Consider the following 232-nt stretch of genomic DNA (forward strand, 5'->3'; position numbering starts at 1 on the left):
TCATGAAAGGTATGCTTAGCGCGCCAGACATTTACCTTTATCGTGAAAGTGTCGATTTTAGAAAATCCATCAACGGCCTCGCTGCGATTATTGAAAGTGACACCGATTTGCCTTTGGGAAGTGGCGCACTGTTCTTGTTTACCAACAAACAGCGCGACAAAATGAAAGTATTGTATTGGGATAAAACAGGCTTCGCCCTTTGGTATAAGCGACTCGAAAAAGCCAAGTACAA

At 43.1% G+C, this 232-nt stretch carries 1 protein-coding gene; it reads left to right on the forward strand.

The genetic code is table 11. The features are described 5' to 3' along the window. On the forward strand, positions 1-232 hold a 232-nt coding region (gene tnpB / locus M9196_RS23420), incomplete at both ends, for an IS66 family insertion sequence element accessory protein TnpB (protein WP_250619903.1).

The organism is Vibrio methylphosphonaticus (assembly GCF_023634655.1).
GTDB classification, from domain to species: Bacteria; Pseudomonadota; Gammaproteobacteria; order Enterobacterales; family Vibrionaceae; genus Vibrio; species Vibrio methylphosphonaticus.